The 23,561-nt window shown below is 59.2% G+C and carries 21 protein-coding genes, 1 pseudogene and 1 riboswitch; of the genes and pseudogenes, 11 read left to right on the top strand and 11 right to left on the bottom strand.

The annotated features are described in order from the left end of the window. The 3 genes and pseudogenes from AAC083_RS19595 to AAC083_RS19585 all read left to right on the top strand — a co-directional run. Window positions 1-311 (top strand): annotated as a pseudogene (locus AAC083_RS19595) (adenosylcobalamin-dependent ribonucleoside-diphosphate reductase); the annotation flags it as partial. Between the two features lie 10 nt (window positions 312-321). Beyond that, window positions 322-1,005, top strand: a complete 684-nt coding sequence (locus AAC083_RS19590; RefSeq protein ID WP_108537501.1) for a TSCPD domain-containing protein — start codon at window positions 322-324, stop codon at window positions 1,003-1,005. Window positions 1,006-1,215: 210 nt separating this feature from the next. Next, window positions 1,216-2,586, top strand: a complete 1,371-nt coding sequence (locus AAC083_RS19585; protein ID WP_108537500.1) for a PhoH family protein — start codon at window positions 1,216-1,218, stop codon at window positions 2,584-2,586. An 83-nt stretch (window positions 2,587-2,669) separates the two neighbouring features. On the opposite strand, the gene thiQ is transcribed toward AAC083_RS19585, so the two are convergent. From thiQ to thiB, 3 genes are read right to left on the bottom strand one after another with little or no spacing between them, the layout of a single operon-like run. Next, window positions 2,670-3,365, bottom strand: a complete 696-nt coding sequence (gene thiQ / locus AAC083_RS19580) for a thiamine ABC transporter ATP-binding protein (RefSeq protein WP_108537499.1) — start codon at window positions 3,363-3,365, stop codon at window positions 2,670-2,672. Then, a complete protein-coding gene (gene thiP / locus AAC083_RS19575) occupies window positions 3,352-4,971 on the bottom strand; it encodes a thiamine/thiamine pyrophosphate ABC transporter permease (protein WP_108537498.1) in 1,620 nt (539 codons plus the stop codon). Before thiP ends, thiQ begins: the two co-directional genes overlap by 14 nt. Then, window positions 4,968-5,948: a thiamine ABC transporter substrate binding subunit gene (gene thiB, locus AAC083_RS19570; RefSeq protein ID WP_108537502.1), complete on the bottom strand. Its 981-nt coding sequence runs from the start codon at window positions 5,946-5,948 to the stop codon at window positions 4,968-4,970. The genes thiP and thiB overlap by 4 nt, the downstream gene beginning before the upstream one ends. A 54-nt stretch (window positions 5,949-6,002) precedes the next feature. After that, window positions 6,003-6,093: riboswitch (TPP riboswitch) on the bottom strand. Between the two features lie 92 nt (window positions 6,094-6,185). Here thiB and AAC083_RS19565 point away from each other — a divergent pair. Continuing rightward, the gene (locus AAC083_RS19565) at window positions 6,186-6,476 is read left to right on the top strand and encodes a PilZ domain-containing protein (RefSeq protein WP_042039357.1); all 291 of its coding nucleotides are present in this window, start codon (window positions 6,186-6,188) and stop codon (window positions 6,474-6,476) included. Between the two features lie 59 nt (window positions 6,477-6,535). Here the strand turns inward: AAC083_RS19565 and AAC083_RS19560 are convergent, their stop codons facing one another. From AAC083_RS19560 to leuA, 5 genes are all read right to left on the bottom strand, one after another. Next, on the bottom strand, window positions 6,536-7,465 hold the full coding sequence (locus tag AAC083_RS19560; RefSeq protein WP_108537497.1) for a hypothetical protein: 930 nt from the start codon (window positions 7,463-7,465) through the stop codon (window positions 6,536-6,538). 118 nt (window positions 7,466-7,583) lie between these two features. Further along, window positions 7,584-8,183, bottom strand: a complete 600-nt coding sequence (gene leuD / locus AAC083_RS19555; RefSeq protein ID WP_108537496.1) for a 3-isopropylmalate dehydratase small subunit — start codon at window positions 8,181-8,183, stop codon at window positions 7,584-7,586. 12 nt (window positions 8,184-8,195) lie between these two features. Continuing rightward, window positions 8,196-9,593 carry a 3-isopropylmalate dehydratase large subunit gene (leuC, locus tag AAC083_RS19550; protein WP_108537495.1) on the bottom strand — a complete coding sequence of 466 codons (1,398 nt, stop codon included), beginning with the start codon at window positions 9,591-9,593 and terminating at the stop codon, window positions 8,196-8,198. Between the two features lie 33 nt (window positions 9,594-9,626). Beyond that, window positions 9,627-10,712 (bottom strand): 3-isopropylmalate dehydrogenase, encoded by a 1,086-nt coding sequence (gene leuB, locus AAC083_RS19545; RefSeq protein ID WP_108537494.1) that lies wholly within the window; start codon window positions 10,710-10,712, stop codon window positions 9,627-9,629. Between the two features lie 2 nt (window positions 10,713-10,714). Further along, window positions 10,715-12,289, bottom strand: a complete 1,575-nt coding sequence (gene leuA / locus AAC083_RS19540; protein ID WP_108537493.1) for a 2-isopropylmalate synthase — start codon at window positions 12,287-12,289, stop codon at window positions 10,715-10,717. Window positions 12,290-12,696: 407 nt separating this feature from the next. Between leuA and AAC083_RS19535 the strand changes: the two genes are divergently transcribed. From AAC083_RS19535 to ilvN, 6 genes are all read left to right on the top strand, one after another. After that, window positions 12,697-13,320 carry a TetR/AcrR family transcriptional regulator gene (locus tag AAC083_RS19535; protein WP_108537492.1) on the top strand — a complete coding sequence of 208 codons (624 nt, stop codon included), beginning with the start codon at window positions 12,697-12,699 and terminating at the stop codon, window positions 13,318-13,320. 126 nt (window positions 13,321-13,446) lie between these two features. Then, window positions 13,447-13,950, top strand: a complete 504-nt coding sequence (locus AAC083_RS19530) for a phosphatase PAP2 family protein (protein WP_108537491.1) — start codon at window positions 13,447-13,449, stop codon at window positions 13,948-13,950. Then, window positions 13,947-15,056 carry an MJ1255/VC2487 family glycosyltransferase gene (locus tag AAC083_RS19525; RefSeq protein WP_108537490.1) on the top strand — a complete coding sequence of 370 codons (1,110 nt, stop codon included), beginning with the start codon at window positions 13,947-13,949 and terminating at the stop codon, window positions 15,054-15,056. Before AAC083_RS19530 ends, AAC083_RS19525 begins: the two co-directional genes overlap by 4 nt. A gap of 36 nt (window positions 15,057-15,092) precedes the next feature. After that, window positions 15,093-15,245 carry a hypothetical protein gene (locus AAC083_RS19520; RefSeq protein WP_108537489.1) on the top strand — a complete coding sequence of 51 codons (153 nt, stop codon included), beginning with the start codon at window positions 15,093-15,095 and terminating at the stop codon, window positions 15,243-15,245. Between the two features lie 388 nt (window positions 15,246-15,633). Then, complete coding sequence (locus AAC083_RS19515; protein WP_108537488.1) at window positions 15,634-17,352, top strand: acetolactate synthase 3 large subunit; 1,719 nt, start codon at window positions 15,634-15,636, stop codon at window positions 17,350-17,352. Further along, window positions 17,352-17,846: an acetolactate synthase small subunit gene (ilvN, locus tag AAC083_RS19510; protein ID WP_042039370.1), complete on the top strand. Its 495-nt coding sequence runs from the start codon at window positions 17,352-17,354 to the stop codon at window positions 17,844-17,846. Before AAC083_RS19515 ends, ilvN begins: the two co-directional genes overlap by 1 nt. A 522-nt stretch (window positions 17,847-18,368) precedes the next feature. Here the strand turns inward: ilvN and pta are convergent. Together pta and AAC083_RS19500 are read right to left on the bottom strand one after the other, a co-directional pair. Next, window positions 18,369-20,522 (bottom strand): phosphate acetyltransferase, encoded by a 2,154-nt coding sequence (gene pta, locus AAC083_RS19505; RefSeq protein ID WP_042039371.1) that lies wholly within the window; start codon window positions 20,520-20,522, stop codon window positions 18,369-18,371. A gap of 70 nt (window positions 20,523-20,592) precedes the next feature. Beyond that, window positions 20,593-21,795 carry an acetate kinase gene (locus AAC083_RS19500; RefSeq protein ID WP_108537487.1) on the bottom strand — a complete coding sequence of 401 codons (1,203 nt, stop codon included), beginning with the start codon at window positions 21,793-21,795 and terminating at the stop codon, window positions 20,593-20,595. Window positions 21,796-22,097: 302 nt separating this feature from the next. Here AAC083_RS19500 and yfbV point away from each other — a divergent pair, with 302 nt between their 5' ends. After that, window positions 22,098-22,538: a terminus macrodomain insulation protein YfbV gene (yfbV, locus tag AAC083_RS19495; RefSeq protein ID WP_108537486.1), complete on the top strand. Its 441-nt coding sequence runs from the start codon at window positions 22,098-22,100 to the stop codon at window positions 22,536-22,538. 60 nt (window positions 22,539-22,598) lie between these two features. On the opposite strand, the gene AAC083_RS19490 is transcribed toward yfbV, so the two are convergent. Further along, window positions 22,599-23,099, bottom strand: a complete 501-nt coding sequence (locus AAC083_RS19490; protein WP_108537485.1) for a YfbU family protein — start codon at window positions 23,097-23,099, stop codon at window positions 22,599-22,601. Window positions 23,100-23,561: the final 462 nt, after the last annotated feature.

Here is a 23,561-nt window from a genome sequence, read left to right as displayed (position 1 = left end):
GGATTGACTCCTCCATCTCCAAGACCGCCAACGTGCCGACCGATTTCCCGTTCGAGCAGTTCAAGGACATCTACATGTATGCCTCGGATTCGGGGCTCAAGGGCTGCACCACTTTCCGCTTCAATCCTGAGGCCTTCCAGGGCGTGCTGGTGAAGGAGAAGGATCTGGAGAACACTCAGTACGAGTTCACCCTGGAAGATGGCTCCGTCGTCTCCGTCAAGGGGAATGAAGAGATCGAATACGATGGTGAGCTGCACACTGCCGCCAACCTCTACGACGCCTTGAAAGAAGGCTATTACGGTAAATTCTGAGAACGACATTATGGCCAAGAAGATCGACAAGAAAATCGTCGCCTACAAGGTGAAAACCCGGGATGAGCCGCAAGAAGACCTGTCCCCGCAGGATGACGTAGTGCACATGCATGAAACCGTGCTGCGCCCGGAGCGGCTGATGGGCACCACCTACAAGCTGAAGACGCCGGAGCATGTCTCCGAGCACTCGCTGTTCATCACTATCAACGACATCATTCTCAATGAGGGCACGGTGCATGAGACCCGCCGCCCGTTCGAGATCTTCATTAACTCCAAGAGTCTTGAACACTACCAGTGGATAGTGGCGCTGACCCGCATCATCTCTGCCGTGTTCCGCAAAGGGGGGGATGTCACCTTCCTGGTGGAAGAGCTGAGATCCGTGTTCGATCCCAAGGGCGGCTATTGGAACAAGGGCAAGTATGTTCCCTCCCTTATCGCCGAAATTGGCAACGTGATCGAGACCCATCTCACCGAGATCGGCATGATCAAATTGCCGGGACTGGATGAGCATCAGCAGGCGTTTCTGGCCGAGAAACAGGCTGAACTGCAGGTCCAGCAACAGGCAGAAGAACAGCAGGCCGGCAGTGGTTTCCCGGCCAGTGCAGCGCTCTGCTACAAGTGCCGCACCAAGGCACTGGTGCAAAAGGATGGCTGTATGACCTGTCTCAACTGCGGTGATTCCAAGTGCGGCTGACAAGCTATTGTTAACTTTGACAAGACCGGCCACAGTGCCGGTTTTTTTATTGCTGCTTTTTTGTTCGAACGATCTTGCCACTCAAGCGATTTGTTGCGTGATAGTAAAATCGGGCGTAGCGTTGGGGGTAATAAATCTGTCACGCTCGTGTGGTTTCAATGACATCTGAGATTCACACACGTGGCACCTTCAGTGCCAAGGAGGATGCTTATGGACAACACGGACCGAAAGCTGTTTATCCTGGATACCAACGTTCTGCTTCACGAACCCCTCGCCATCTACTCCTTCAAAGAGCACGATGTGCTCATCCCCATGACGGTGCTGGAAGAGCTCGACAACATTAAGGATCGCTACAAGGATGTCAGCCGCGACGCCCGGGTGGCTATTCGTGCGCTGGAAGATGTGTTCCGCGATGCAACGCCCGAGCAGATCACCCAAGGCGTACCGCTGGCGGGTGAGGCGAGTGGCAATGTCTGTATCTTCAGTGACCACCATCTGCCTCAGGATGCCGAGGTGTTCACCGATAAAGAGGCCGATAACCGCATCATCAACGCAGCCCTCTATCTGCAAAAGCACGAGTTGAAGCGTCAGGTGGTGCTGGTCACCAAGGACATCAACATGCGCCTCAAAGCCAAGGGTGCCGGGTTGGCGCACGTCGAGGATTATCGCAGCGACCAGCTGATCGACGATATCCGTCTGCTGGCCAAAGGCTTTCAGGTGGTACCCGGCAGCTTCTGGGAGCGGGTCGGCGAGTGTGACAGCGAGACCCATGGCCGTGATACCGTCCATGTGATCGATGCCAACCTGCTGGAGGGGGTACACGTCAACCAGTACCTGCTTGACGAGGAGAACTTCTTCGCCGCCAGAGTCTTGAGCAATGATGGCCACAAGATCCGTATCAAGGATCTGGGCCGTGAGCGGCTGATGTCCCGCAAGGCCTGGGGTGTGCATCCCAAGAACGTCTATCAGGGGATGGCGCTGGATGCCCTGCTCGATCCACACATCGATCTGGTGATCCTGACCGGTCCGGCCGGTTGCGGCAAGACCTTGCTGGCGATGGCGGCCGCGCTGGAGCTGGTCATTGAGAAGGGGATTTACGAGAAGGTGATCGTCACCCGGAATACCCCGGAAATTGCAGAGAGCATCGGCTTCCTGCCTGGCACCGAAGAAGAGAAGATGATGCCCTGGCTGGCGGCGGTGACAGATACCCTGGAGGTGCTGCACAAGCAGGACGAGAACATGAGCGGCTCGCTGAGCTACATCATGGAAAAGGCCAATATCCAGTTCAAATCGGTCAACTTCATGCGTGGGCGCAGCATCCAGAACACCTTCGTGTTGCTGGATGAGTGCCAGAACCTGACCGCATCCCAGATCAAGACCATCATCACCCGTTGCGGTGAGGGGACCAAGATTGTCTGCTCCGGCAACTTGGCACAGATCGACTCCAACTACCTGAGTCCGGTGACCTCGGGTCTGACCTACATAGTCGAGCGTTTCAAGGATTTCGATGGCAGTACCAACATTTTCCTGAACGGGGTGGTGCGCAGCAAGCTCGCCTCCTTCGCCGAGGAAAACCTCTGATTTACCTGACTATCTTCCTATGAAAAAGGGGAAGCCAAGCGGCTTCCCCTTTTTGATCCCGTTGCCGGCTCAGCGCCCCAGGGTCATTGCCCAAGGGAGCGCAGCAGGCCGGGGTGATTGCTGTTTTGCAGGATGTCGGGTTTGCCTTGCAGGGCGATGCGCCCCTCATCGACGAACAGCACCTGATCGGCGATGAGCTGAGCATCCTCTGGATTGTGGGAGACCATCAACACGGTAATGCTCTGCTCGCAGGCGAGTCTGGCTACCTCCGCCAGCATCTCCCGGCGCAGGGCGGGATCGAGGGCCGAGAAGGGCTCATCCAGCAGCAGTAAGGGCTTGCCACGCACCAGGGCACGCGCCAGCCCGACCCGTTGTTGCTGGCCGCCGGAGAGCTGCTCCGGCAGGCGTGCCAGCATGCCGCCAAGGCTGACCCGCTCTGCGGCCTGTTTTACCTGCGCCCGCTGAGCAGGGCTCAAACGCAGGCCAGGGTGCAGACCGATAGCAATGTTGTCGAACACCGAGAGGTGCAGGAACAGGTTGTGATCCTGAAACAGGGTGGTGACCGGCCGCTCGGCAGGCCCCAGCGGCAGCAGATCTTTGCCATCGAAGCTGAGGGTGCCGGACTCCACCGGCACGAATCCGGCGATCATGCCGAGCAGGGTCGACTTGCCCGCCCCGCTTGGCCCTATCAGCGCGGTGATCTCTCCCTTGGGCAGGGTCGCGCTGAAGCTGACTCGCCAATCGGGGTAGCTGGTGGCAAGCGTATCAATGTTCAGCATTTTTTCCTCCAAGCCCGCGTTCTACCAGCCAGAACAGGGAAAAACAGAGCGTAAGCAGCAGCAGGGCGGTGGCGGCCGCCTCGGTCAGCCGGTAACTGCCGAGTTGCTGATAGAGCAGCCAGGGCAGGGTGGTGAGCTTCTGGCTACCAAACATGGCGATGGCACCGAGATCTCCGAGCGAGAGGATCATCGACAGCGCCATCGCCAGTGCCAGCGGGCGGCGCAGCAGTGGCCACTCCACCAGTCGCAGGCGATGCAGACCGCGCACTCCCAGGCTGTCGGCCAGTCTATCGTACTGGTGCACCACCAGCTGCATGGGGGCTGAGAGGGTGCGCAGCACATAGGGCAGTGCCATCAGGGCGTTGACCAGCACCACCAGCCAGGGGCCGAGGGCAAAGACATCGGTAAAAGGCATGAACATGATGAAGAGGCCGGTGCTCAGCACGACTGCCGGTATCATCAGGATCATGGAGCCGCTGGCTTCCCACAGGGCGGCGGCCCGCCGCTGGTGGGTGCGAACCTTGAGGTGACGGCTGGTGAGCAGCAGGCCGCTGCCGAGCAGGGTGGCAAGGGTGCCTGCCGCCAGTGCGATCAACAGCGACTGACCGCTGGCCTGCCACAGCTGTGTCGAGGCCAGCGCCGTCAGCAGGCCGGGATTGAAACCGGCCACCAGGATTGCCAATAGCGGTGGCAGGAAGACGGCGAGTCCCAGGATGAGGGCTGCACTGTCTATCAGCCTGGTACCCGGCTGGTGACGATCCGGTCGCAGGCAGGGGCGATGGTTGCTGATCCGGCTGGCCGGCGTGGTCTGCAGCTTGTGTTGTAGCAGGAGCAGGGTAGCGGTCAGGAACAGCTGCACCAGCGCCAGTCCGCCCGCGGTGGCGAGGTCGAAATCAAAGCGCAGCGCCTGATAGACGGCCACCTCCAATGTGGTGGATCTGGGCCCGCCCCCCAGCGCCAGCACAGTGGTGAAGCTGGTGAAGCAGAGCATGAAGATGAGGCTGGCAAGCCCCGGCAGGATGCCACGAATGATAGGCCACTCCAGCAGCCGGAAGATGTGGGCGGAGCGCATGCCCAGCTGACTTGCGAGACGCCAGCTCGATTCAGGTATGCTCTCTATGCTCTGCAGCATGAGGCGCGCCGCCAGTGGCATGTTGAAGAAGACGTGGGCCAACAGTATGCCAAACAGGCCGTACAGGTAGTTGCCGGGATCCAGCCCCAGGCCGCGCAGCAGCTGCGACAGCCAGCCCTGTTTGCCGTGAACCGCCACTATGCCGAAGATGGCGATGATGACCGGCAGCACCAGCGAGAGGCCAAACAGCTTGAGCAGCAGGGGGCGACCAATGAAACGGCGCCGCGCCAGCGCTCTTGCCACCGGAATGGCGAGCCCCAGGCTCAGTAGGGTGGAGAGCAGCGCCTGCCCCAGGCTGAAGCCCAGCACATGGCGCAGGTAAGGGTCTGCCAGCAGGGTGCGGGGGGCCAGCGAACCGGCCTGCCATAGCAGGGCGACGAGCGGCCCCAGGGATAACAGCAGGATCAACAGGGTGGCTGCGCTACCCGGCAGCCACCAGAGGGGACGAGCCTGTGGTTTCAGATGACGGCTCACTGGGTGACGGCTTGCAACCACTCGCGGATCCAGTGTTTGCGATTGGCGGCCACCTCATCTGCGCTGAAGGCCAGCGGCTTGGTCACTGTGATCATCTGTTCAAAGCCCTTGGGCAGCGGTGTATCTGTTACCGGATACATCCAGTTGCCAGTGGCGATCTCATTCTGGAAGGCGGGGCTTATCATGAATTGCAGGAACTGGTCGGCGAGCTTGCCCTGTGTCGCGCTGTTCAGCTTGGCGGCCACTTCCACCTGACGGTAGTGACCCTCCTCGAAGGCGGCAGCCTGATACTGGGGCTTGTTCTCGGCAATCAGGTGGTAAGCAGGGGAGGTGGTGTAGGAGAGCACCATGTCCGCTTCCCCATCGAGAAACATGCCATAGGCTTCGGACCAGCCCTTGGTGACGGTGACCGTTTTCTTGGCAAGCTCCGCCCAGGCTGCCGGCGCCTCATCCCCGTAGACCGACTTCATCCACAGCATCAGCCCCTGCCCCGGGGTAGAGGTGCGGGGATCCTGGTAGATCACCTTGAGATCCGGGCGTTCTACCAGCTCTTTCAGGCTCTTGGGAGGCGTTTTGAGTTTGTCTTGGTTGTAGACGAAGGCGAAGTAGCCGTAGTCATAGGGAACGAAGGTGTCATCCTGCCAGCCGCCCGGCACCTTGATGCCATCCAGTCTGGTGGTATGCGGGGCGAACAGACCACTCTGCTTGGCTTCGCTGATGAGAGCATCATCCAGCCCCAGCACCAGATCGGCCTTGCTGTGTTTGCCTTCCAGCCGCAGCCGGTTGAGGATGGCGACGCCGTCTTCCAGCGCCACAAGGTTGAGGTTGCAACCGCACTCTTTCTCGAACGCCTGCTTGATCTTGGGACCGGGTCCCCAATCGGCGGTGAAGGAGTTGTAGGTATAAACGGTGAGGGTGTCGGCCGCGAAGGCCTGGGTACTGAGCAGGCTGGTGGCAACCAGCAGCAGGGTTTTCATCAAGTGGCACTCCCTGTTAATGATGAGGTGCCAGCGGATGAGGGCGCAAAAAATGAGCGCCATGCCTCAAATTCCTCCGCCAGCATTATCTGGATCAGGTACACGGGTATAATCTCAGCGGTAAACCGCACCCCGTTTGAGAAACGAACCGCATTGTATTAACGTTCTTGGGGGGAGGCCAGCACAATTGTTCCTGCGGGCCATCGAGATAGCGTCAGCACAACAGAGGATGTTCGTGTGATCACCAGTACCAAGGAAAGACGCGCCTTCCAGCGCATGATAATCAACGCCCCCGTCACCGTCGTTCAGCAACAGCAGGTGCTGGAGGGGATCTGTCGGGATCTTAGTGCCAACGGCATGGGGATCGCGGTATCTGAACACCAGCTCGACATCAATCTGCCGATCCGGGTCAGCCTGGCCACGCACAACAACCTGCTGCCCCCTTTCGAAGCGCAGGCCCGTATCATTCGGGTACTGGAGGAAGAGGCAGGTTTGCTGTTGGCGATAGAGTTTCTACCCGTGACTTAAACCGGCGATCCAAGCAATCGGCCGCCATTGTTAACAGTGCGAGCCTGAGTGCTACAGGTTCACTTGTTGGCCTGAACCGGTTGCACACTTAACTGTTTGCTATCGACCAGCGTTTTGCTGGTCGATGCGATTTGGCCAGCAGGCAAGGTGGCGGGGCCCGTGGGCTCGAGCAGCAGGTAGTTCTGACCCTGCCAGTTGAGGGTCACATCCCCCGGCTTGGCGGGCAGATCAACAGCCAGCAGGGCATGGCCGGGTACGAACACCATGGCCTGTTTCAGTTCCGGAAAAAGCTGGGCCAGTATGGCCGCCATCAGGGTTACCTTGCTGTCACAGTCCCCTCTATTTTGCTCCAACACCTGGTGGGGGGACAGAAATCCTTTGCCTTGCCGTCCGCTCTGGTTATCCAACTGCTGGTAGGGAATGCTCTGAATAAAGGTGAGCATATGGGCCACGGTTTTCTGGCGTGTTTCGACTTCGGTTGCCCCTTGTTGTTTCAACTGCTCTGCCAACGGTGCCAGTCCGCTGCGGCTCTCCAGCGCAATGCGCACATGATCTTGCTTGACCGCCAGTTGCCCGTCAGGGGGAGTGAAGTACTGGAAATAGTACTTGGTCAGCCACGCCTGTTCTTCCTTGCTCCGTTGTGACTCCAGCCAGGCCATGGCCTCGCGAGCCTTGTCCTGATTGCGACTTTTCAGATGCAGCTCAAGCGTGGGGCGGGTGAGGGTGAACTGTACCTCGGGATAGTTTTTGCGCACCTCCCGCAACAACACCTGCAACACTTCCTCCTGCATCCTGGCGGGGCGATAGGCGATAAGCGGCGGCAGTTTGCCCTGTTCGAGCCGGTAAGTAAGCTGTTGGGGCTTGCCTTCGCTATCCTGCCAGCCGACGTTGATCTGACCGAGACTGTTGTTGAAGCTGGTTTGACTGGCGCCCGCAGGCAGGGCCAGCAGCAGGGCACAGAGCAGAGGGATTGCCGTCGGTCTCTTCATCATCCTTTCCTGTGGTGCGGGCTCGGTTTCGGTGACCCAAAGTGGGAAGCGTGGCAGACAGTAAAACAGGGAGCCGAAGCTCCCTGTTGATTCTACTTGTTTTATTGCCGCTGGCGTGTCAAATCCAGCTGGGCTGTTTGGCCTCAAAGGCGCTGATGGCAGCCTCGTGCTGCAGGGTCAGGCCGATGGCGTCCAGCCCGTTGAGCAGGCAGTAGCGGCGAAACTCGTCGATCTCGAAGCCGAAGCTGAGCTCACCGGCACGCACCAGATTGGCCTCCAGATCCACCTCGATCTGCAGGCCGGGGTTGGCGGTGACGAGCTGGAACAGCGCTTCTACCTCTTCCTCTTTCAGGCGCACCGGCACCAGACCGTTGTTGATGGCGTTACCGTAGAAGATGTCGGCAAAGCTCGGGGCTATCAGGGTCTTGAAGCCGTAATCCGCCAGTGCCCAGGGGGCGTGCTCGCGGCTGGAACCACAGCCGAAGTTCTCCCGCGCCAGCAGGATACTGGCACCGGTATAGCGTGGCTGGTTGAGTACGAACTCGGGGTTGGGTTGCTCGCCGGCATCGTCGAGGAAGCGCCAGTCGTTAAACAGGTGCTTGCCAAAGCCGATGCGGTTCACCTTCTGCAAAAACTGCTTGGGAATGATGGCATCGGTGTCGACGTTGGCGCTGTCGAGGGGGACGACGATCCCCTTGTGTTGCTTGAAACCTGTCATGTTAACTCCCTCTTACAGTGCGCGTATGTCGGCGAAATGACCTGTGATGGCGGCGGCGGCAGCCATGGCGGGGCTTACCAGATGAGTGCGGCCGGCGCGGCCCTGGCGCCCTTCGAAGTTGCGGTTGCTGGTGGAGGCGCAGCGCTCCCCGGGTTGCAGCCGGTCGTTGTTCATGGCCAGGCACATGGAGCAGCCGGGCAGGCGCCACTCAAAGCCTGCATCTATGAAGATCTTGTCCAGTCCCTCGGCCTCGGCCTGGGCCTTCACCTGCTCGGAGCCTGGCACCACCAGTGCCTGTACCCCGGTGGCCACTTTACGGCCACGGGCGATGGCGGCGGCGGCGCGCAGATCCTCGATGCGACTGTTGGTGCAGGACCCGATGAACACCTTGTCGATGGTGACATCGGTGAGTTTCTGGCCCGGTTGCAAGTCCATGTAGGCCAGCGCCTTGCGGGCGGACTGCTGCTCCATCGGATCGGCGAAGGATTCCGGTGCAGGTATGGGTTCATTGACGGCGATCACCTGTCCCGGGTTGGTGCCCCAGGTCACCTGCGGCGCTATGTCGGCGGCGTCGAGCACCACTTCGGCATCGAAGTGGGCGCCGTCGTCGCTCTGGAGGGTCTGCCAGTAGGCGATGGCCTGCTCCAGTGATTCCCCCTTGGGGGCGAACTCCTTGCCACGGATGTAGTCGATGGTGGTCTGGTCAGGGGCGATCATGCCCGCCTTGGCACCCAGCTCGATGGCCATGTTGCACACTGTCATCCGCCCTTCCATGGAGAGGCCCGCAATGGCCTCGCCAGCGAATTCCACCACGTAGCCGGTACCACCGGCATGGCCAACCTTGCCTATGATGGCCAGCACCACGTCCTTGGCGCTGATGCCCTCCGCCAGCTTGCCGTTGACCGAAATGCGCATTGTCTTGGCGCGGCCCTGTTTCAGGGTCTGGGTCGCCATCACGTGTTCCACTTCCGAGGTGCCGATGCCGAACGCCAGCGAGCCGAAGGCGCCGTGGGTAGCAGTGTGGGAGTCACCGCAGACGATGGTGGTGCCGGGCAGGGTGATGCCGAGCTCGGGGCCCATCACATGGACAATGCCTTGGTATTTGTGGTTGAGATCGTAGAGGCGAACCCCGAACTCTTTGCAGTTGTCGGCGAGCGTCTCCATCTGGATGCGGGCCATCTCGCCGGAGGCGGCGATGTCCTTGGTGGTGGTGGAGACGTTGTGATCCATGGTGGCCCAGGTCAGATCCGGGCGACGCAGCTGGCGGTTCATGGCGCGCAGGCCATCGAATGCCTGCGGGCTGGTCACTTCATGCACCAGGTGGCGGTCGATATAGATGAGCGGCGTTTCGCCTGCCACTTCACGCACCACATGGGCGTCGAATACTTTCTGATAGAGGGTCTTGGCCATTGCTTCTCTCTTCCTTGTTATCTGTTATGCGGCTCAGATCCGGGCGGCGATCTGGCTGCCCATCTCGGAGGTGCTCTGTACCGGATAGCGGGCGCTGGCCTGGTGCAGGTCTGCGGTGAAGTAACCCTCTGCCAGGGTCTGGGCCACGGCTTGTTCGATGGCTTGTGCGGCAGCCTCCTGGCCCAGGCTGTAACGCAGCATCAGGGCGGCAGAGAGGATCTGGGCGATGGGGTTGGCGATCCCTTTGCCTGCGATATCGGGGGCTGAACCACCGGCCGGTTCGAACAGGCCGAAACCCGATTCGTTGAGGCTGGCGGAGGGGAGCAGCCCCATGGAGCCGGTAATCATGGCGCACTCGTCAGAGAGGATGTCGCCAAACAGGTTGGAGCAGAGCAGCACATCGAACTGGGACGGATCCTTGATGAGCTGCATGGTGGCGTTGTCGATGTACATGTGGTTCAGCGCCACATCCGGGTAGGACTTGGCGACGTCAGTCACCACTTCGCGCCACAGAATGGAGGAGGCGAGCACGTTGGCCTTGTCGATGGAGGTGACCTTGCCACGGCGCACACGAGCCGACTCAAAGGCAATCTTGGCGATGCGCTCAATTTCGAAGCGGTGGTACACCTCAGTGTCGAACGCCTTCTCGTTCGCCCCTTCGCCTTCACGTCCCTTGGGCTGGCCGAAGTAGATGCCGCCGGTCAGCTCGCGCACGCAGGCGATGTCAAAGCCACGATTGGAGATGTCGGCCCGCAGCGGGGAGAACTGCTCCAGACCGGTATAGATGCGGGCCGGACGCAGGTTGCAGAACAGCTTGAAGTGGGCGCGCAGGGGCAAGAGGGCGCCGCGCTCAGGCTGATCGTTCGGCGGCAGATGCTCCCACTTGGGGCCGCCTACCGAGCCGAACAGCACCGCATCAGCCGCTTCACAGCCCTTGATGGTGCTTTGTGGCAGCGGGGTGCCGTGGTTGTCGATGGCGATGCCGCCTACGTCGTGGCGATCATATTCGAAGGCTAAGCCGAACTTGGCCTGCACCTTTTCCAGCACCTTGACGGCTTCGGCCATCACTTCCGGGCCAATGCCGTCACCCGGCAATACTGCGATCCGATAACTGCTCATACTCACACACTCTCCGTATTGATCTTGTCTGTTTTTGTGACGTTGCGTTCCATCTGTTCGGCCACCTGATCGGCGCGCCAGATGCTGTTGATCACGTGGATCAACGCCTGGGCCGAGGATTCTATGATGTCGGTGGCCAGGCCCATACCGTGGAATTTTCGGCCCTTGTATTCGGCCACTATGTCGACCTGGCCGAGGGCATTTTTGCCTTCGCCCTTGCCCTTGAGTTCGTACTTGTCGATGCGGATCTCGTAGCCGGTGATGCGATTGATGCACTGGTAGACAGCATCCACAGGACCATTGCCGGTGGCCGCTTCGCTGATGGTCTCCTGACCCACTTCCAATTTCACCGAGGCGGTGGCCAGCACCGAGCTGCCGCTCTGCACGCCCAGATACTGCAGCTTGAAATGCTCGGGCTCTTCGTGGATCTGGCTGAAGAAGGCCAGCGCCTCCAGGTCGTAGTCGAACACCTGCCCCTTCTTGTCGGCCAGGGTCAGGAACTTGCCGTAGAGGTCGTCGAGATCGTAACTGCTCTCGGCGTAGCCCATGGACTCCATCCGGTGCTTGATGACGTGGCGACCGGAGCGGGAGGTCATGTTGAGGTTGTTTTGGGTCAGGCCAATGCTCTCGGGGGTAATGATTTCATAGGTGTTTTTCGCCTTGAGCACCCCATCCTGGTGGATGCCGGAGCTGTGGGAGAAGGCGTTGGCGCCGACGATGGCCTTGTTGGGCTGCACCGGCATGTTGCACAGCTGGCTTACCAGGGCGCTGGTGCGATGAATTTCACTGTGGCGGATGTTGGTGTGCACCCCGAGCAGGTCGGCGCGGGTTTTCAGGATCATCGCCACCTCTTCCAGCGAGCAGTTGCCGGCCCGCTCACCTATGCCGTTGATGGTGCACTCGATCTGGCGGGCCCCCATCTGCACGGCGCCGATGGAGTTGGCTACCGAGAGGCCCAAGTCGTCGTGGCAGTGCACCGAGATAATGGCCTGATCAATGTTCGGCACCCTGTTGAACAGGGTTTGGATGATGCCGGAGAACTCGGTCGGTACCGTGTAGCCCACTGTATCCGGGATATTGATGGTGCGGGCGCCCGCCTTGATGGCGGCCTCGACCATGCGGCAGAGATTATCAATCGGGGTGCGCCCTGCATCTTCGCAGGAGAACTCCACATCGTCGGTGTAGCGGCGGGCATGCTTGATGGCGCTGATGCCCATCTCCAACACATCCTCGAAGCTCTTTTTGAGCTTGCTCTCCACATGGATGGAGGAGGTGGAGATGAAGGTGTGGATGCGGAAGGCCTCCGCGACCCGCAGGGCTTCGCCGGCGGCGTCGATATCCTTGGGCAGGGCGCGGGCCAGGGCGCAGACCCGGCTGTGCTTGATGTGGCGGGCTATGGTCTGCACCGATTGAAAATCGCCGGGAGAGGAGACCGGGAATCCCACCTCCATGATGTCGACACCGAGCCGCTCCAGCGCCTGGGCTATCTGCAGCTTCTCCTTGACTGTCAAACTGGCCGCCAGGGCCTGCTCACCATCACGCAAAGTGGTGTCGAATATGATGACCCTATCTGACATGTGACTTCCCTCTTCCTCAGTTCGGTAATGTGCACCCTGCGGCGGCATAAAAAAACCCGTGCAGGGTGCACGGGTTTTTGTAAATTCCGGCTGTGCCTGAGCCCGGCTACAAGGATCCCGCGCGACTGGTCGCGATTAGGGAGCGTAGTAGTAGCGAAGCGGCAATAGGCATGATGACTCAATCCTTCCAGTCGATAACGCTCCTACCAATATCGAGATTTTTATGCTGTGTCAACCCGGACTCACAGGTTCAATCCGCTGGTTTATTTAATCGGATTGTAAAGGAGTGCAAATTTACTTGTCCCATATTCGGCCCTTGCCCGATTATCTGGTCATTCCTGCTGTACTAGATCATCTGCGCAATCAGATCGACTTATCAGTTTTTGCTGAATTATCTGAGGTATTCAATGGAAAAACGTAGACCTGGTCGTCCGGTCGGGCGTTCTGACATTCGTGACAAGTTGCTTTCCGCTGCTCGTGAGCGTTTTCTCAATACACCCTACAGCAAGGTCACTACCCGCGAGATCGCCGAGCTGGCTGGCTCCAATCTGGCAATGATCCACTACTACTTCGGCAGTAAAGAGGGGCTTTACAAAGCGGTGCTGGGCGATGTCGCCGAGCCGCTGGACCAGGCCTGGCATGATGAGACCAGTAATCGTAGCCTCAATGATCTGCTCAACACCTACTACCAGGTGATGACCCCCAACAGCGAACTGACCTCCGCCATCTCCAGCGCATTATCGACCGAGAAGAGCCCGGGGCGGGATTTTGTGCTGAATCGTCTGTTGGAGCGCCAACTGCCCCAGTTTGATGCCTTGCTGGAGTCCATGAAGAACAACGGTGAACTGGGTGACAACCTGGATCCCGAGATGCTGAAGATCTCCTTCCTCAGCATGATGTGGCAGCCGTTCGTGATGAAAGATCTTTACGAACAGGTGTTTGGCCTGACAGTGGATGAACACTTCATGGCCCGTCTGGCGGATCACAACTGCCGGCTGATGGAGAATGGCATGCGCGGCGCCCTGAACTGATCTTTTTCCATGCTTGCCGTAAAAAAGGGCCATTCGGCCCTTTTTTCATCAATCTGTTATCTGATCGTCAACCAAGTGTCACCTCGCCGCCCTAGCCTGCATAGGGACTTCAGGGAAGGAGGGGTGATGAACAAGATCCAGCAATGGGACCTGCAGGTGTGCCGCATCTGCCTGCTCCACGCCTACAACCGGCCGCAGGCCAGGATCAGCCGACTCATCTCCCGCACCGGTGATGGCCCGTTCTACGCCGTGCTGGCTGCGCTGCTCTGGTGGCAGGGGGAGACAGAGCGTGAGCTGGTGAGGGGGGCCCTGCTTGCTTTCGCCATCGAACTGCCGCTCTATCTGCTGCTCAAGAACGTGCTGAAACGCCAGCGCCCGAGAGGCCTGCCGGTTTTCATCACCCCCTCGGATCGTTACAGTTTGCCCTCTGGCCATACCGCAGCTGCTTTCCTGATGGCCACCATACTGGCCACCGGCTTTCCGCTCTGTGCGCCCCTGTTGTTTGGCTGGGCTGCGTTGGTGGGGGCATCACGGCTGTTGCTAGGGGTGCACTACTTGAGCGATCTGGTGGCGGGGGCCCTGCTGGGTGGCGGTTGCGCCGTGCTGGCGCTCGGCTGGAGCCATCCATGAGGATACTGTTTGGCGTGCAAGGCACCGGCAACGGCCATATCAGCCGCAGTCGCACCCTGGCGCGGGCGCTGCGCGCCCGTGGGCTTGAGGTCGACTACCTGTTCAGCGGTCGCCCCGCCGACGGCTATTTCGAGATGGCCGAGTTTGGCGATTATCGTACCTTCGCTGGCATCACTTTTGTCAGTCACGAAGGTGCCATCTCGGGCTGGCGGACCCTCAAGGGGCTCTTGCCCCTGCGCTTCTGGCGGGACATGCGGGCTCTGGATTGCCGCAATTACGATCTGGTGATCAGCGACTTCGAGCCGCTCAGTGCCCATGCTGCCCGTCGCTGGGACAAACCCAGCCTCACCATCAGCCATCAGGCCAGTTTCGACTGGCCTATCCCGCGTTGGGGCGAGAGCGGCTTCAACCGCCAGCTGATGCGTCACTTCGCACCGGTCCGCCAGTCCCTCGGACTGCACTGGTTTCATTTCGGCCAGCCGCTGCTGCCGCCCATCATAGATCCCATCGCCCAGGCCCCCGACAATCAGCAGATCCTGGTCTATCTGCCGTTTGAGCAGACTGAGGCGATAGCGGCCCTGTTGTCGCGTTTTAACCAGCAGCGCTTCGTCTGCTTTCACCCGGCCATTCGCAGCGCCAGTCAGTGGCGCAACATACGTTTCGAGCCGCAGGCGCGGGAAAGCTTCAAGCAGCTACTGGCGGGTTGTCGTGGTGTCATCACCAACGGCGGCTTCGAGCTCTCCTCGGAGGCGCTGACGCTTGGCAAAAAGCTGTTGGTCAAGCCGCTGGGGGGGCAATTCGAACAGCTGACCAACGGCAAGACACTGGAGCTGATGGGGCTGGCCCGGTTGATGGATACGCTCGATGCCAATGCGGTGCGGGCCTGGCTGGATGCCTCGGCCCCGGGCCCGATTTTTTATCCCGATGTGGCCGGCGAACTGGCGTGCTGGCTTGCGGCTGGGGCAAAGGAGAGCGTGGTCCAGCTGTCACGCCGACTGTGGGCTAGCACCCTGTTTCCGGAAGAGGTGTGTGATCGGTTGAGTGAGCTGGAAGGCGGATGTCCGTTCAATCGCGGTTGGTTATCGCAAGTGAGCGCCTTTGACTAGACTGAAAGTGATCCCACCAAGGAGAGGATGGACACAATGCGTTTTACCAATGAAAACGGCGACACCATGAACCTGGCAGACAATCTGACCCTGCACGAATTGCTGGACATGGGGGTCAGCATCTCGGTCTGCGAAGAGACGGATCCTGATCAGCAGATCTGGCTGGCAGAGCCGGAAGACGAGCAGTAAGTCTATGTTCTGCTTGATGGCCCGCCCCCAGAGGCGGGCTATTTTTTCTCGTTCCCCTCATGGTGACAGCATGATCCGCTAGCCAGTCTCGGATCTTCCCCGCATTGTTCCCACCTGTCTTATTAAGTCACTGAATGTTAATAGCTGTTTGAAATTTATGACTGTTATGGTCAGACAAAGCCGTGGACAAGCGTTCATAAGCGGGTTAAGTTGGTTTTTCACCCGCTTTTGGGGTGAATGATGGAAAAAACCTATTTTTCTACTATCGACGGCACCGAACTCGCTTGGCCCGTATTCAGACAACAACAAGACACGGGCCGGCGCTGCCGGGAAGCAGCGGACTGTCGATAGCTTTCGCTTAACGGAGCAAAGCCTGGAGGGCTTTATCATGGAGATGTTATCAGGCGCCCAGATGGTGGTTAGAGCGCTGGAAGATCAGGGAGTTGAGCATGTTTTCGGCTACCCTGGTGGCTCAGTGCTCGACATCTATGACGCTCTCTTTGAAAACGGCAAGATGGAACATGTCCTGGTGCGGCACGAGCAAGCCGCGGTGCACATGGCGGACGGCTACGCCCGCTCCACCGGCAAGGTGGGCACAGTGCTGGTGACCTCGGGTCCCGGCGCCACCAACTGTATCACGGGGATCGCGACCGCCTACATGGACTCCATCCCTCTGGTGATCCTGTCCGGCCAGGTGCCGACCAGCATGATCGGGGAGGATGCATTCCAGGAGACCGACATGATCGGCATCTCCCGTCCTGTGGTGAAGCACAGCTTCCTGTGCAAGAAAGCCAGCGATATTCCCGAGGCCATCAAGAAGGCTTACTACATAGCTGCCAGCGGCCGCCCGGGGCCGGTGGTGGTGGATCTGCCCAAAGATGTGCAGAATCCGAAAGAGAAGTTCCCCTACCAGTATCCCGAGTCGGTATCCCTGCGCTCCTACAATCCGACCAAGGCCGGACACAAGGGCCAGATCAAGCGGGCCGCCAAGTTGCTGGTAGAGGCGCAGCGCCCCGTCATGTACGTGGGCGGTGGTGCCATCAATGCCAATGCGGAACATCTGGTAACCAAGCTGGCCGAGTTGTTAAACCTGCCGGTGACGACCACTCTGATGGGGCTGGGTGTCTTCTCCGGCACCCATCCGCAGTGCATCGGCATGCTGGGGATGCATGGCACTTTCGAAGCGAACAAGACCATGCACAACGCGGATCTCATCTTCGCCGTGGGTGCACGCTTCGATGATCGGGTGACCAACAACGTGGCCAAGTTCTGTCCCAACGCCACCATAGTGCACATCGACATAGATCCCACCTCCATCTCCAAGACGGTGCAGGCCCATGTGCCCATCGTCGGCTCGGTGGAAACCGTGCTGGAGCAGCTGTTGGACGTGGTCCGCGAGTGTGGCTTTGACAACGACAAGCAGGCGCTGGCGGACTGGTGGAGCCAGATCGCCCAGTGGCGTTCTCGCAACTGCCTGGCCTATGAGACCCACCCCACCCTGATCAAGCCGCAGCAGGTCATAGAGGCGCTTTACAAGGTGACCAAGGGGGAGGCGTTCGTCGCCTCCGACGTGGGCCAGCATCAGATGTTTGCCGCGCTCTACTACCCCTTTGCCAAGCCGCGCCAATGGATTAATTCGGGTGGCCTCGGCACCATGGGCTTTGGCATTCCGGCCGCCATGGGCGCCCAGTTTGCCAACCCGGATGCCGTGGTCTGCTGCGTCACCGGTGACGGTTCTGTGCAAATGAACATCCAGGAGCTCTCCACCTGTTTGCAGTACGGTGTGCCCATCAAGATCATCTCCATCAACAACCGTGCCCTTGGCATGGTCAAGCAGTGGCAGAAGATGTTCTACGGCGGCCGTCACAGCCACTCCTACATGGAATCCCTGCCCGACTTCGTCAAGCTGGCGGAGGCCTATGGCCACGTCGGCATCGCAGTGAGCGATCCGGCCGAGCTGGAGAGTGCCATGGAGAGGGCCTTTGCCATGAAGGATCGGCTGGTGTTCATGGATATTTCGGTCGATCCGGATGAGCATGTCTACCCGATGCAGATCAAGTTTGGTGCCATGGACGAGATGTGGCTGAGCAAGACGGAGAGGACCTGATGAGGCATATCATTTCAGTACTGCTGGAGAACGAATCCGGTGCCCTGAGTCGTGTGGTGGGTCTCTTCTCGCAGCGCGGCTACAACATCGAGACCCTGACGGTGGCGCCTACCGAGGATCCCACCCTGTCGCGCATGACCATCGTCACCATGGGTGACGAGCGGGTGCTGGAGCAGATCCAGAAGCAATTGCACAAGCTGGTGGACGTGCTCAAGGTGTGCGATTTGAGCGAAGGGGAGCATATCGAGCGGGAGATTGCGCTGATCAAGGCGCGCGCCAGCGGTGGGGCTCGCGACGAGCTGAAACGGCTGGCGGACATCTTCCGTGGCCAGATCGTCGATGTGACCCCGGAACAGTACACGGTACAGCTGGTGGGCACTAGCGAGAAGCTGGACGCCTTTATCAAGACCGCGGCGCAGACCAACGAGATCATCGAGGTGGTGCGCTCCGGGGTCTGCGGCATTTCCCGGGCGGACAAGGCACTGCGCGCCTGATTGTTTCGCGGATGAGACGGTTGTCGAAAAGGGGCTCTTCGGAGCCCCTTTGTTATTCCTCAAGGTCAAGGTAGACGGTGCGTGATATCTCCCAAGTGGACAAGGCACTGCGCCCCTGATTGTGACGCCGATGGGACTATTGTCCAGAGGGGCGCTGCGGAGCCCTTTTCACCGGCGCAAGGTGAGCCAGGGGGAAGTGCGAGTCTGTCATTTTCTTTCAAATGATCAGTAAACTATCCACAAAAGCTGTGGAAAACTCTGTAGATTAGCGGTGTGTCTAGTGTTAGTTAGCTGATCTTAAAGGGGTATTTTGATCTGATCTCTGCTGGGGGGCAATTGTGCAATCGGCTCTGGCGGGTGTGAGTGTTTGCTTATCTTCTCCCCCTTGCCTGGCAGGCGCTGGTGATGAGGATGGGGATCCGGTCAGGATCCTGATGTGATCTTGCAGATCAACATATTGCCAGCCGACCATAAAAAAACCCGCCTCTCGGCGGGTTTTTCACTGGGCAGGCTGAAAGTCGATTACTCGGCCTGAGCTGCCTGGATACCGGTCAGGGCGATGGTGTAGACGATGTCGTCAACCAGGGCGCCACGGGACAGGTCGTTGACCGGCTTGCGCATGCCTTGCAGCATGGGGCCGATGGAGACCAGATCAGCGGAGCGCTGTACCGCCTTGTAGGTGGTATTACCGGTGTTCAGGTCCGGGAACACGAACACGGTGGCTTTACCTGCAACCGGTGAGTTCGGTGCCTTGGACTTGGCCACGTTCTCCATGATGGCCGCGTCGTACTGCAGCGGGCCGTCGATGATGAGGTCGGGGCGCTTGGCCTTGGCCAGCTCGGTCGCTTCACGCACTTTCTCTACATCGGCACCGGCGCCAGAGGTACCGGTAGAATAGGAGATCATGGCGACACGCGGCTCGATGCCGAAGGCAGCGGCGGAGTCGGCGGACTGGATGGCGATCTCGGCCAGCTGCTCGGCAGTAGGATCCGGGTTGATCGCACAGTCGCCGTACACCAGCACTTGATCAGGCAGCAGCATGAAGAAGATGGAGGAGATCAGGGAAGAGCCCGGGGCTGTCTTGATGATCTGCATCGGCGGACGGATGGTGTTGGCGGTGGTGTGTACTGCGCCCGATACCAGGCCGTCTACTTCGCCACGCTCCAGCATCATGGTGCCCAGCACCACGTTGTCTTCCAGCTGTTCGCGGGCAACCACTTCGGTCATGCCCTTGTTCTTGCGCAGCTCGACCAGACGCGGCACGTAGCGCTCACGCACTTCCAGCGGATCTATGATCTCGACACGGTCGGTCAGCACCACGCCCTGCTGTTCGGCGACGCGACGGATCTCTTCCGGGTTGCCCAGCAGCACCGGACGGGCGATGCCACGCTCGGCACAGATGGCGGCAGCCTTGATAGTACGCGGCTCTTCACCTTCCGGCAGCACGACGCGCTTGTTGGCCTGACGGGCCAGCTCGGTCAGCTGATAACGGAATGCCGGCGGGCTCAGACGACGGGAGCGGGTAGAGCTGACAGTCAGTGACTCGATCCAGTGCTTGTCGATGTGGCCAGCCACATAGTCTTGCACCAGTTCGATACGCTCGCGGTCATCTTCCGGAATGTCGACGTTGAAGTTTTGCAGGCTGACGGCGGTCTGCCAGGTGTTGGTGCCGGTGATCATGATCGGCAGGCCGGTGGCCATGGCCTGTTGGCACAGGGCCAGCACTTGCGGTTCCGGATGATAGTTGCCGGTCAGCAGCAGCGCGCCCAGCTTGACGCCGTTCATGGCGGAGAGGCAGGCGGAGACGATGACGTCGGAACGGTCGCCGGAGGTCACCAGCAGGCTGCCCGGACGGAAGTGCTCAACCATGTTGTGGATGGAACGGGCACAGAAGGTCACGGTTTGCAGGCGACGGCTGTCCAGCTCACCCTTGTGCAGGATCTTGGCAGCCAGGTGTTTGGCGAGATCCTTGGCACGGGGGGCGATCAGCTGGGTATTCCAGGGGATGCAACCCAGGATGCGCAGCGGGCTCTTGCCGAACACCTGCAGCACTTCCAGATTGTGAGCCGCTTCAGACGCGTGGTGGTGCGCCTCGAACATCTCGGTCAGGTCAGGGCGGGTCACGCCGTGCTCGTCAACCGGTGCACCAACCTTGTTGATGACGCAGCCCACGATGCGGGGATTGCTGACACCACCGAAGTTGGAGCAGGCCAGCTCGATGCGCTCTTTCAGCTTCTGGCTGGAGTCATTGCCCGGATGGGTCACGAACACCATGTCGGCATCCAGCGCCTTGGCGACGTCGTAGTTCAGCTTGTTGGCAAACGGCTGCTTGTCGGCCGGGACCATGCCTTCGATGACCAGCACCTCGGCACCGCTCGCTTTCACGTGCTCTTCAAAGCGGGCCACTATCTCTTCCAGCAGGATATCGGTATTGCTGGAGGTGATCATGTTCTCGGCGTAGGAGAGGGCGAACGGCTCGGGCGGGTTGATGTTGGCAGCGGCGCGGATCACGGCGGTGGAGCGCTCGGTACCGGTTTCACCCGGACGTGGCTGAGCGACCGGTTTGAAGAAGCTGACATTGACACCGTGACGTTCCATGGCGCGGACAACGCCAAGACTCACGGAAGTTACGCCGACACCAGTGCCGACCGGGATAAGCATAATAGTGCGTGCCACTTAATACCCCTTGTTCATTTTTTGGGATCAGGAAAAGGCCGCCCTGGGGCGGCCTTGCTCTACAGCGAAATTATGCGCCGACCAGTTCCAGCGCATCGTGGGCAATGACCCACTCCTCGTTGGTCGGGATTACCAGGGCCTTGGTGGAACCAGCCTTGGTGATCTCGCCACCCTTGCCGAAGCGGGCAGCCAGGTTGGCGTCGTGATCGACGTCAAAGCCCAGCAGACCCAGCTTGTTCAGAGTGATTTCACGGATCGGGGCGGAGTTTTCACCGATACCACCGGTGAAGACCACGGCATCCAGACGACCGTCCATGGCGGCGGCGTAGGCGCCGATATACTTGGCCAGGCGATAGCAGTAAACGTCCATGGCACGCTTGGCTTCTTCTTTGCTGTCGTAGTTGTCTTCAACGAAACGGCAGTCAGAAGTGACTTCGGTCAGACCCTGCAGGCCGGACTCTTTGGTCAGCATGGTGTTGATATCCGCCACGCTCATACCCAGTTTGTCATGCAGGAAGAAGATGATGGCCGGGTCCAGATCGCCGGAGCGGGTCCCCATCACCAGACCTTCCAGCGGGGTCAGACCCATGGAGGTATCAACAGATTTGCCGTTCTTGATGGCACAGACGGAACCGCCGTTGCCCAGGTGGCAGTTGATGATGTTCAGATCGGAAACCGGTTTGTTCAGCTGCTTGGCCGCTTCCAGGCTGATGTAGTAGTGGCTGGTGCCGTGAGCGCCGTAGCGACGGATGCCGTTCTCTTTGTAGAGCTTGTACGGCAGGGCGTACAGGAAGGCTTCTTCCGGCATGGTCTGGTGGAATGCGGTGTCGAACACGGCCACGTTCTTGTCGGCCAGGGCCGGGAAGATACGGCGGGATTCACGGATACCGATCAGGTGAGCCGGGTTGTGCAGCGGTGCGTACGGCACGGCGGCTTCAATGCCGGCGATCACGTCATCACAGATCACGACGGAGGAGGTGAAGCGCTCACCACCGTGAACAACACGGTGACCGATGGCGATCAGATTTTTGGACAGTTCCGGATTGAGCGGCAGGATCTTGTTGACGATGTAGTCCAGCGCTTCCTGGTGAGCGGCACCTGCGCCCAGATCGGCACTGCCTTTTTCGCCATTCAGTTTCCACTTGATGCGGGCGTCGTCGAGGTTGAAACACTCGGCCAGGCCGGACAACAGATCATCACCGGTGGTTGCGTCAATGACAGCAAACTTCAGGGACGAGCTGCCACAGTTAAGTACAAGAACCAGCTTACTCATGAATAAATCCTATCGCAGATTGGGTTGTGTAGGAGGATGCGCTGGACGCGCTGCGTCCAAAAACTTTCAACTTATCCTTATGAGGGTTGGCAATCTATTGCTTGCCCCTTGTATAGTGATACAAGACCCGAAATCCAGACGTCACTGACCGCTCAACGGCAGGCAGTTGGCGCAAAAAATGGGCGTACAAAGGATAACCCGATTGTTGAAAAATAACAAAGTCATCCTCAACCTTTGTTATTGCACATCAAATATAGTCGAGGTTTTGCCGTTAATACGTTCGAAAAGAGCTCGGAGGTAGCATGAGCATGAACATTTTTGGAACTAAGTTACAGCAAGGCCGTCATTATATGACCCTTTGGCCCCGCCGTCCCGAGCTTAATTCCATGTTTCCCGAGAACCGGGTGATCAAGGCCACCGAATTCGCCCTCAAGATCATCCCGGCGCTGGCGGTGTTCAGCGTCATGCTGCAGTTCCAGCTTGGTGAGCTGCACTACTGGCCTTCGGTCATGGCCTCTGTGCTGTTTTTGCTCAGCCTGCCGCTGCAAGGCTACTACTGGCTCGGTCAGCGAGCTGATACCCGTCTGCCACCTTCCCTTGCCAGCTGGTATCGCGAGATCAACGGCAAGATGAACGAGCAGGGCGGGCATCGCCAACTGGTGGCCCAGCCCCGTTACGAAGAGCTGGCTGATACTCTCAATGCCGCCTTCAAGCAGCTGGACAAATCTTTTCTCTACGAATAGACGAGCACAGTTTTCCAATCAGACAAAGGCGCCCAGAGGCGCCTTTTCTATCTATGGCGATCAGGCTGCCAATACCTTGCGGATCTCCTGGATGGAGAGCTTGTATTGACGGGGGCACTGGCGCCATACGGTCAGCATACGCTGGTACTTGTCACGCATGGCGATGTCGCTGGAAAGCTCGTCACACGGGCACTTGAGTTCGGGGAAGCGCTTGTCCACTTCCAGCAGGAAGCAGACGTAGTCGGCCAGCTCCGGCTCCTGGCTGCGGCTGTAGCCATTGAACTCCAGCCGGCTGGCATTGATTTCACCTTGATCTGCGCCATCCAGGTTGCCCCAGGAGATGGCTAGTGCATGGTGCAGCTCCAGGGTGTCGATCACCTCCTGACAGGTGGCCAGATCCAGATGACCGAAGCTCTTCTCCAGTTCGAGGATCTGCAGGTAGTAGCCGCGCGTTATGATGGTGCTGGCCCGCAGGTAAGACGCTGCCTTTTCCGGATGGAGTTTGGCCAGGATTTCGTACTGATTGCTCAGGAGCAGGCGTTCGGTGTGGCTCATGTTCATGGGCTTTTCTCACTGGAAAATGAAACTGGGGTCACGTTAACCCATATCTCAGATGAATTTTTTGATCTGGCAGGGGAGGTTGGCGAGAAAGCGGGGTTGGGAAATCAAAACGGGTCTGTGACTGGTTAATTAAATGTAACGGCTACGCACTTGTATTTCAGCCTGAGCTGGCAACAAGAGAGGTGTCATTTGGATTGCATCAAATGACCTGCCACCCAAGCGCCCGAAACAGGTGCATGCACGACCAACACAACGATGACTTCGTCGCTGTGACCACAGGCTCGGGCCGACGGGGCAACGAAAGGGGGGCCGAGATGGCGCCTCCACAGGGTTGTGTTGGTTGATGCCATCATCACACAGTGAGACTGGCGAGCGAGACAAGCGAAGGGCCTGCAGTTGCAGGCCCTTTTTGTAGGCTCTGTCCCAATTACGTGTTGAAAGGCTAATCTTGAAGTAGGCCAT

The organism is Aeromonas sp. HMWF014 (assembly GCF_963878295.1).
GTDB classification, from domain to species: Bacteria; Pseudomonadota; Gammaproteobacteria; order Enterobacterales; family Aeromonadaceae; genus Aeromonas; species Aeromonas popoffii.
The sequence above is the reverse complement of the archived record's forward strand: the minus strand, read 5'-3'. Positions and strand labels throughout refer to the sequence as shown.

Bases quoted from the DNA above. Each gene is read 5' to 3' on its own strand.
- AAC083_RS19590 (WP_108537501.1), top strand. From the start codon at position 322: ATGGCCAAGAAGATCGACAAGAAAATCGTCGCCTACAAGGTGAAAACC.
- AAC083_RS19585 (WP_108537500.1), top strand. From the start codon at position 1,216: ATGGACAACACGGACCGAAAGCTGTTTATCCTGGATACCAACGTTCTG.
- thiQ (WP_108537499.1), bottom strand. From the start codon at position 3,365: ATGCTGAACATTGATACGCTTGCCACCAGCTACCCCGATTGGCGAGTC.
- thiB (WP_108537502.1), bottom strand. From the start codon at position 5,948: ATGAAAACCCTGCTGCTGGTTGCCACCAGCCTGCTCAGTACCCAGGCC.
- AAC083_RS19560 (WP_108537497.1), bottom strand. From the start codon at position 7,465: ATGAAGAGACCGACGGCAATCCCTCTGCTCTGTGCCCTGCTGCTGGCC.
- leuD (WP_108537496.1), bottom strand. From the start codon at position 8,183: ATGACAGGTTTCAAGCAACACAAGGGGATCGTCGTCCCCCTCGACAGC.
- leuC (WP_108537495.1), bottom strand. From the start codon at position 9,593: ATGGCCAAGACCCTCTATCAGAAAGTATTCGACGCCCATGTGGTGCGT.
- leuB (WP_108537494.1), bottom strand. From the start codon at position 10,712: ATGAGCAGTTATCGGATCGCAGTATTGCCGGGTGACGGCATTGGCCCG.
- leuA (WP_108537493.1), bottom strand. From the start codon at position 12,289: ATGTCAGATAGGGTCATCATATTCGACACCACTTTGCGTGATGGTGAG.
- AAC083_RS19535 (WP_108537492.1), top strand. From the start codon at position 12,697: ATGGAAAAACGTAGACCTGGTCGTCCGGTCGGGCGTTCTGACATTCGT.
- AAC083_RS19530 (WP_108537491.1), top strand. From the start codon at position 13,447: ATGAACAAGATCCAGCAATGGGACCTGCAGGTGTGCCGCATCTGCCTG.
- AAC083_RS19525 (WP_108537490.1), top strand. From the start codon at position 13,947: ATGAGGATACTGTTTGGCGTGCAAGGCACCGGCAACGGCCATATCAGC.
- AAC083_RS19520 (WP_108537489.1), top strand. From the start codon at position 15,093: ATGCGTTTTACCAATGAAAACGGCGACACCATGAACCTGGCAGACAAT.
- AAC083_RS19515 (WP_108537488.1), top strand. From the start codon at position 15,634: ATGGAGATGTTATCAGGCGCCCAGATGGTGGTTAGAGCGCTGGAAGAT.
- ilvN (WP_042039370.1), top strand. From the start codon at position 17,352: ATGAGGCATATCATTTCAGTACTGCTGGAGAACGAATCCGGTGCCCTG.
- AAC083_RS19500 (WP_108537487.1), bottom strand. From the start codon at position 21,795: ATGAGTAAGCTGGTTCTTGTACTTAACTGTGGCAGCTCGTCCCTGAAG.
- yfbV (WP_108537486.1), top strand. From the start codon at position 22,098: ATGAGCATGAACATTTTTGGAACTAAGTTACAGCAAGGCCGTCATTAT.
- AAC083_RS19490 (WP_108537485.1), bottom strand. From the start codon at position 23,099: ATGAACATGAGCCACACCGAACGCCTGCTCCTGAGCAATCAGTACGAA.